Source organism: Streptomyces colwelliae (assembly GCF_048158785.1).
In the GTDB taxonomy this organism is placed as follows: Bacteria; Actinomycetota; Actinomycetes; order Streptomycetales; family Streptomycetaceae; genus Streptomyces.
In genome coordinates, this window is record NZ_JBLTJC010000498.1 from 1 (window position 1) to 6,440 (window position 6,440).

6 protein-coding genes are annotated in these 6,440 nt (G+C 70.9%); 5 read left to right on the forward strand and 1 reads right to left on the reverse strand.

The genetic code is table 11. From position 1 onward, the window contains the following. Positions 1-95 precede the first annotated feature (95 nt). Entirely contained in the window at positions 96-1,226 is a 1,131-nt protein-coding gene (locus ACNFOC_RS48865; protein WP_416965451.1) for a dihydrofolate reductase family protein, read from the reverse strand. 109 nt (positions 1,227-1,335) lie between these two features. Here ACNFOC_RS48865 and ACNFOC_RS48870 point away from each other — a divergent pair, with 109 nt between their 5' ends. The 5 genes from ACNFOC_RS48870 to ACNFOC_RS48890 form a co-directional block, all read left to right on the forward strand. After that, on the forward strand, positions 1,336-1,833 hold the full coding sequence (locus ACNFOC_RS48870; protein WP_416965452.1) for a MarR family winged helix-turn-helix transcriptional regulator: 498 nt from the start codon (positions 1,336-1,338) through the stop codon (positions 1,831-1,833). A 118-nt stretch (positions 1,834-1,951) separates the two neighbouring features. Continuing rightward, positions 1,952-2,593, forward strand: coding sequence for a GTP cyclohydrolase II (locus ACNFOC_RS48875; RefSeq protein ID WP_416965453.1), 642 nt, complete (start codon positions 1,952-1,954; stop codon positions 2,591-2,593). A gap of 178 nt (positions 2,594-2,771) precedes the next feature. Beyond that, complete coding sequence (locus ACNFOC_RS48880) at positions 2,772-4,991, forward strand: MMPL family transporter (protein ID WP_416965454.1); 2,220 nt, start codon at positions 2,772-2,774, stop codon at positions 4,989-4,991. Positions 4,992-5,185: 194 nt separating this feature from the next. Beyond that, a complete protein-coding gene (locus ACNFOC_RS48885) occupies positions 5,186-6,139 on the forward strand; it encodes an SGNH/GDSL hydrolase family protein (RefSeq protein WP_416965455.1) in 954 nt (317 codons plus the stop codon). 158 nt (positions 6,140-6,297) lie between these two features. After that, positions 6,298-6,440: twin-arginine translocation signal domain-containing protein (locus ACNFOC_RS48890; RefSeq protein WP_416965456.1), on the forward strand; the 143-nt coding region annotated here is incomplete at its 3' end.

Sequence of the window (6,440 nt, forward strand, 5' to 3'; positions counted from 1 at the left end):
CCCAGACCCCCATCGGCCCTGAAGGGGCCTCGTCCTCAAACGCCGGACGGGCTGAGTAATGCCGGCCGGAACCAAAAAAGGCGCAGCCCAGCAGCTCAGCTCAGCAGGTGCCCGTTCGGTGCCTTCGCTCGCTCCTCGTACTCCGGGAGTACGACCACGGACACCCCCCGCGCCGCCAACATCCCGCTCCCGTCCGCGCCCGCCACGAACGTGTCCGGCTCGCGCCAAGCGGTCACCACCCGCCGTACGCCCGCGTCGAGGATCAGTTGGGCGCAGGGCTTGGGGCGGGAGGCGCGGTGGGTGCAGGGTTCCAGGCTCGTGTAGACCGTGGCCGTGGGGAGGCGCGGGTCCTGCGGGTCCAGTTTCGCCAGCGCCGCCTCCTCCGCGTGGACCACCGGGTCGCCGGACTCGCGGGAGTGACCCCGGGACAACTCCGTGCCGTCCTCCGCCACCACCACCGCGCCGACGCTGAACGCCGTCCGCGAGGGCGGGCAGTCGGCGGCCAGGTCGCAGGCGAGGCCGAGCCAGTGGTGGTCGGCGGCGGAGGGGAGGTCGCCGGTGCCGGGGGCGGTGGGTTCGTAGCGCATGAGGACGACGTCCTCGATGGGGCGGGTCTCCACGAGGCGAAGGCGGCCTGGCTGGTACGTGCCCGGGCCGAAGAGGCGGGGGGCCTTGCCGTCGCCCACGAAGAGGGGGGACAGGACCAGGTGGAGTTCGTCGGCCAGGCCCTGCTGGAGGAGTTGGGTGTGGATCGTGCCGCCGCCCTCGACCATCAGGCGGTCCACGCCGCGGACCTCGTGCAGGTGCTCCAGGAGGCGGCGCCAGTCGAGGTCCGGGCCGAGGGCCACGACGTCCGCCGCCAGGCCCAGCCCGCGTGCTCGCTCCGCGCCCTTGTCCGTCGTACAGACCAGCTTGTCGCCGCCCGTGTGCCAGAAGTTGGCCGCCGGGTCCAGGTCGCCGGAGCCGGTGACGGTGACCTTGAGGGGGTACTCGGGCTTGCCCGCGGCTACGCGACTGGCCCTGCGCCGGGGGGAGTTGACCAGGAGGCGGGGGTTGTCCGCGCGGATCGTGCCGGCGCCGACGAGGATCGCGTCCACGGACGCCCGGACCTCGTCGACGCGGTCGAAGTCGGCCGGGCTGGAGAGGAGCAGCCGGTCGGGGCCGGTGTCGTCGAGGTAGCCGTCGAGGGAGACGGCGGCGGACAGCAGGACGTAGGGGAAAGGCATCGACGCGCTCCCGGCTCGATCGAATGGCGGGGCTTGGTTCAGGCGAATGGCGGGGCTTGGTGGAACTGCGGGGCTTGGTTCAAGTTTGAAACAAACCTACACTGGGGGCATGACGACCCGCTGGCTCACCGCCGAGGAGCAGCGCGCCTGGCGCGCGTACATCGCCGCGACGCACCTCCTGGAGGACGCGATCGACCGGCAGCTCCAGCAGGAGGCCGGCATGCCCCACCTGTACTACTCCATCCTCGCCAACCTCTCCGAGGTGCCGGACCGCCGGCTGCGGATGACCGATCTCGCCGAGAAGTCGAAGATCACCCGAAGCCGGCTGACGTACGCCGTGACCCGGCTGGAGAAGGACGGTCTGGTGCGGCGGGAGGGGTGTCCGTCGGACAAGCGGGGCAGTACCGCCGTCCTGACCGACGAGGGGATGGACGTCCTGGAGCGTACGGCGCCGGGGCACGTCGAGACCGTACGGGCCGCGATCTTCGACCATCTCACCCCGGAGCAGGTGGGGCAGCTGGAGGAGATCAGCGCGGGGATCGCGCGGGCGCTGGAGACTCCGGACGACGTCCCGTGGCGCCGCCGCTCCACTCCTCCCTGTTCGTGACCCGTCCCACAATTCTGTTGCTTCAAATTTCAAGCATGAGGTAGTCTCCGTGATCGTGGATGTGCTTCAAAACTGAAGCACATCCCGGAACACCTGCCGCCGGACCACGGAGACCCGCATGCCCGACTTCCCCGCCGCCACCCCGCGTGCCCGCGTCCGGGTACCGCTGCGCTTCCAGGACGGCTACGGCGTCGACGCCGAACTCGTCACCTTCCACGGCCTGACCGACGGCCTGGAACACCTCGCGGTCGTCCTCGGCGACCCCGCCCCCGGCACCACCCCGCTGGTCCGGCTGCACTCCGAGTGCCTGACCGGCGACGTCTTCGGCTCCGCCCGCTGCGACTGCGGACCCCAGCTGCGCGAGGCCGTCGAGCGCATCGCCGACCGCGGCGGAGTCCTGCTGTACCTGCGCCAGGAGGGCCGGGGCATCGGCCTCTACAACAAGCTCGACGCCTACGCCCTCCAGGACCAGGGTCTCGACACGTACGCCGCGAACACCGCGCTGGGCCTGCCCGAGGACGCCCGTGACTACACGGCCGCCGCGCAGATGCTCACCGCCCTGGGGATCACGTCCCTGGACCTGCTGTCCAACAACCCCGACAAGGCCGACCAGTTGCGCGGCCTGGGCATCGACGTCCACGACCGGGTCCCGACCGGCGTCTTCACCACCGCCCACAACGTCCGGTATCTACGCGCGAAGGTGCTCCAGACCCACCACACGCTGCCGCTGGGCCAGTTGACGGAGCTGAACGCGGGCTGAGCGGCACGGCATTGCCGAGCAGCTCGGCAATGGTGTAGCGGGCTACACCATGCATTCGGGAGGGCACTCCCTCGTGCCGCAGGGCCGCCGCCGGAAGGCTTGAGACCACGATCACGCACTCGATCTCGAACGCGATCCGGATCTCGACCGACCGCCGACGTGGAGGCCTTCCCCAGCCATGGCTACTCTCCTTTATCGCTTGGGCCGCACGGCCTTCCGGTGGCGCTGGTTCGTCACCCTCCTGTGGGTGGCGGTCCTCGGCGCCGTCGGATTCGCCGCCGCCAAGGCTCCCGCCGCCCCGGACGACGGCTTCACGATGCCCGGTATCGAGTCGCAGCGCGCCTTCGACCTGCTGGAGCAGCGCTTCCCCGGCACCGCGGCGGACGGCGCGAGCGCCCGGATCGTCTTCGTCGCCCCGAACGGCGAGAAGGTCACCGCGACCGAGAACCGGGCGGCGATCGAGAAGCTGGTGACGGAGGCGGCCGACGGTTCCCAAGTAGCCTCCGCCGTCGACCCGTTCGCCGCGCAGGCGGTGAGCAAGGACGCGTCGACCGCGTACTCCACCGTCACCTTCAAGGTGAAGGCCGACGACCTCACCGGCGCCGCCAAGACCCACCTGGAACGGGCCATCGACACGGCCCGGGACGCGGGCCTGACCGTCGAGGTCGGCGGCGACGCCCTCACGACCCAGCCCGCGGCGGGCGGCAGCGCGGAGGCGATCGGTATCGCGATAGCCGCCGTGGTCCTGCTCATCACCTTCGGTTCACTGGCCGCCGCCGGCCTGCCCCTCCTCACCGCGATCCTCGGCGTCGGCATCAGCATGTCCGCGGTCCTCGCCCTGGGCAGCGCCTTCGGCCTCTCCGAGACCACGGGCACCCTGGCCACGATGCTCGGCCTCGCCTGCGGCATCGACTACGCGCTGTTCGTCGTCTCCCGCTACCGGGAGGAACGGGAGAAGGGCCACACGCCGCGCGAAGCAGCGGGCCTGGCGGCCGGTACGGCGGGTTCGGCCGTGGTGTTCGCCGGCCTGACGGTCGTCATCGCGCTGGCCGGTCTGTCGGTGGTCGGCATCCCGATGCTGACGAAGATGGGCCTCGCGGCGGCGGGCGCGGTCCTCCTGTCGGTCCTGATCTCCCTCACCCTGGTCCCGGCGGTCCTCGGCTTCTGGCCGAACGCCGTCCTCTCCCGCCGCGACCGCAAGAACAAGGCTCATCGGGGCAAGGACAAGGCCAACGGCGAGAACGGGGGCAGCCGTTGGGCCCGGCTCGTCGTCCGCCGCCCGATCCCCGTCCTGCTGCTCGGCGTCGTAGGCCTCGGCGCGATGGCTCTGCCCGCCCTCAACCTCCAGCTCGGCATGCCCGGCGACGAGGCCAAGTCCACGGCCACCACCGAACGCCGTGCCTACGACGACCTCGCCCAGGGCTTCGGCCCCGGCTTCAACGGCCCCCTGACCATCGTCGTGGACGCGAAGAAGGCGGACGACGCGAAGAGCGCCGTAGCGACGATCTCGAAGGAGATCGCGGCCACCGACGGAGTCGTCTCCGTCTCACCGGCGCGCTTCAACTCTGCGGGCGACACAGCGGTGTTCAGCGCGACCCCCGCCACCAGCCCCACCGACGAGAAGACGAAGCAACTCGTCCAGACGATCCGCGACGAACGGGCCGGTATCGAGTCCGGCACATCCGGCGCGAGCTTCGAGGTCACCGGCACCACCGCGCTGAACATCGACGTGGCGCAGAAGGTGCAGGACGCGCTGATCCCGTACCTGGCCCTGGTGGTGGGCCTGGCGATCGTCCTCCTGCTCCTGGTCTTCCGCTCGCTGCTCGTGCCCCTGAAGGCGGCGCTCGGCTTCCTCCTCTCGGTGCTCGCGGCGCTCGGCGCGGTGGTCGCGGTCTTCCAACAGGGCCACGGGGCCTCGCTGTTGGGCGTCGACCAGACCGGCCCGATCATGAGCCTGATGCCGATCTTCCTGGTGGGCATCGTCTTCGGACTGGCCATGGACTACGAGGTGTTCCTGGTCTCCCGGATGCGTGAGGCGTACGTCCACGGGGACGGGCCCGGTCAGGCGATCGTCTCCGGGTTCCGGCACAGCGCCCGGGTGGTCGTGGCCGCCGCGCTGATCATGATGGCGGTGTTCTCGGGCTTCATCGGCGCGGGCGCCTCGATGATCAAGATGATCGGCTTCGGGCTGGCCATCGCGGTGCTGTTCGACGCGTTCGTGGTCCGGATGGCGATCGTGCCCGCGGTCCTCTCCCTCCTGGGCAACAAGGCCTGGTACCTGCCGCGTTGGCTCGACCGGATCCTCCCCCGCATGGACGTCGAGGGCGAGGCCCTGAGCCGCAAGGTCCCGGCGCCGACCGCCGACACGCCCACCGCTCACCTCACTCCGGTCCCCTAGCACCCCCAGACCGGGGCCGCCGAGAGCGGAGGCGGCCTCGCGGTGCCGGATCCCGTGGGGACGGGGACCGGCGCAAGTCCCGGGCCCGGCGACGGGGCACTCCCCCCGCCCGTCGCCGGGCCCGCGGACGTCCACACCTCACCCAGTCACCAAGCCACCCAGTCACCAACTCGCCCACCAGAGAGGGCACTTCGATGAAAACCTCCGTGCAGGCCGGAGTGGCCGGGCTCCTGGCCTGCGGCACGCTGCTCACCGTCGTCCTGGTCACCCGCGACGGCGACGGCAACGACGACGGCCACACCGGCATCGCCTACTCGTCCCCGACGAAGGGCCCTTACGTGGCCCTCGGCGACTCCTACACGGCCGCCCCCGGCATCACGGACCCCACCGGCACCCCCGCCGGCTGCGACCGCTCCGCCGGCAACTACCCGGCCCTGGTGGCCGCCGAACTCGGCCTGAAGGGTGGGGACTTCCGTGACGTGAGTTGCAGCGGCGCCACGACCACCGACCTCACGTCAGCACAGAAGACGGACGACGGCACCAACTCCCCCCAGCTCAGGGCACTTTCGTCCACCACCCGGCTGGTCACCGTGGGCATCGGCGGCAACGACATCGACTTCAGCTCGATGATCAAACGGTGCGTGGCGATGGGCGCGCTGTACGAGATGACGGGCAGCGGCAAGTACATCTCCGAGGACGCGCCCTGCGAACGCAACTACGTCACGGGCGACTCGGACGCCGTACAGAAGAAGATCGCCACGGCGGGCACCCGGCTCACCCGCGTCCTGGCCGAGGTCAAACGCCGCGCCCCCGAGGCCCGGGTCTACGTCGTCTCGTACCCGGCGATCCTGCCGGCCGACAGCGCCGACTGCGGCCGGGACATGTCCCTCGCACCGGGCGACGTGACCTTCCTCCGCAAGAAGGAACAACAGCTCAACTCCGCGCTGCGGCAACGGGCTTCGGAGGCGGGGGTCGGCTACGTCGACACGTACACGCCCTCCGCGGACCACAACGCCTGCGCGGCGAAGGACACCCGCTGGATCGAACCGCTCGTACCGGAGAGCCCGGCGGCGCCGGTGCACCCGAACGCGCGCGGGGAGCGGGGGATGGCGGACACGGTGCTGCGCGCGATCAAGTCGGCGCTGTAGGCCGGTCGTTGACGAACCGAAGTGTCAACAGTGTCAACCCGCGCGTCCGCAACCTAAGTTGCACCCGTGGGCACTGTGAGTCACGGCAACTCCCTAGGCCGTCCCTGCCGGTCCGGCACAGCATGAGGCGACTCGTCCTCAAGTGATCGGGAGACACAGTGAACTCCTCACCCACCGGTGTCGGCCGCCGCGACTTCCTCGGCCGTACGGCAGGTGTCACGGCCGGCGCGGCCCTGCTGAGCACCCTGCCCTCCGCCCCCGCATCAGCCACCCCGCGCGACGACGCGAGCCACCCGGTGAG

Bases quoted from the DNA above. Each gene is read 5' to 3' on its own strand.
- ACNFOC_RS48885 (WP_416965455.1), top strand. From the start codon at position 5,186: ATGAAAACCTCCGTGCAGGCCGGAGTGGCCGGGCTCCTGGCCTGCGGC.
- ACNFOC_RS48870 (WP_416965452.1), top strand. From the start codon at position 1,336: ATGACGACCCGCTGGCTCACCGCCGAGGAGCAGCGCGCCTGGCGCGCG.
- ACNFOC_RS48875 (WP_416965453.1), top strand. From the start codon at position 1,952: ATGCCCGACTTCCCCGCCGCCACCCCGCGTGCCCGCGTCCGGGTACCG.
- ACNFOC_RS48880 (WP_416965454.1), top strand. From the start codon at position 2,772: ATGGCTACTCTCCTTTATCGCTTGGGCCGCACGGCCTTCCGGTGGCGC.
- ACNFOC_RS48865 (WP_416965451.1), bottom strand. From the start codon at position 1,226: ATGCCTTTCCCCTACGTCCTGCTGTCCGCCGCCGTCTCCCTCGACGGC.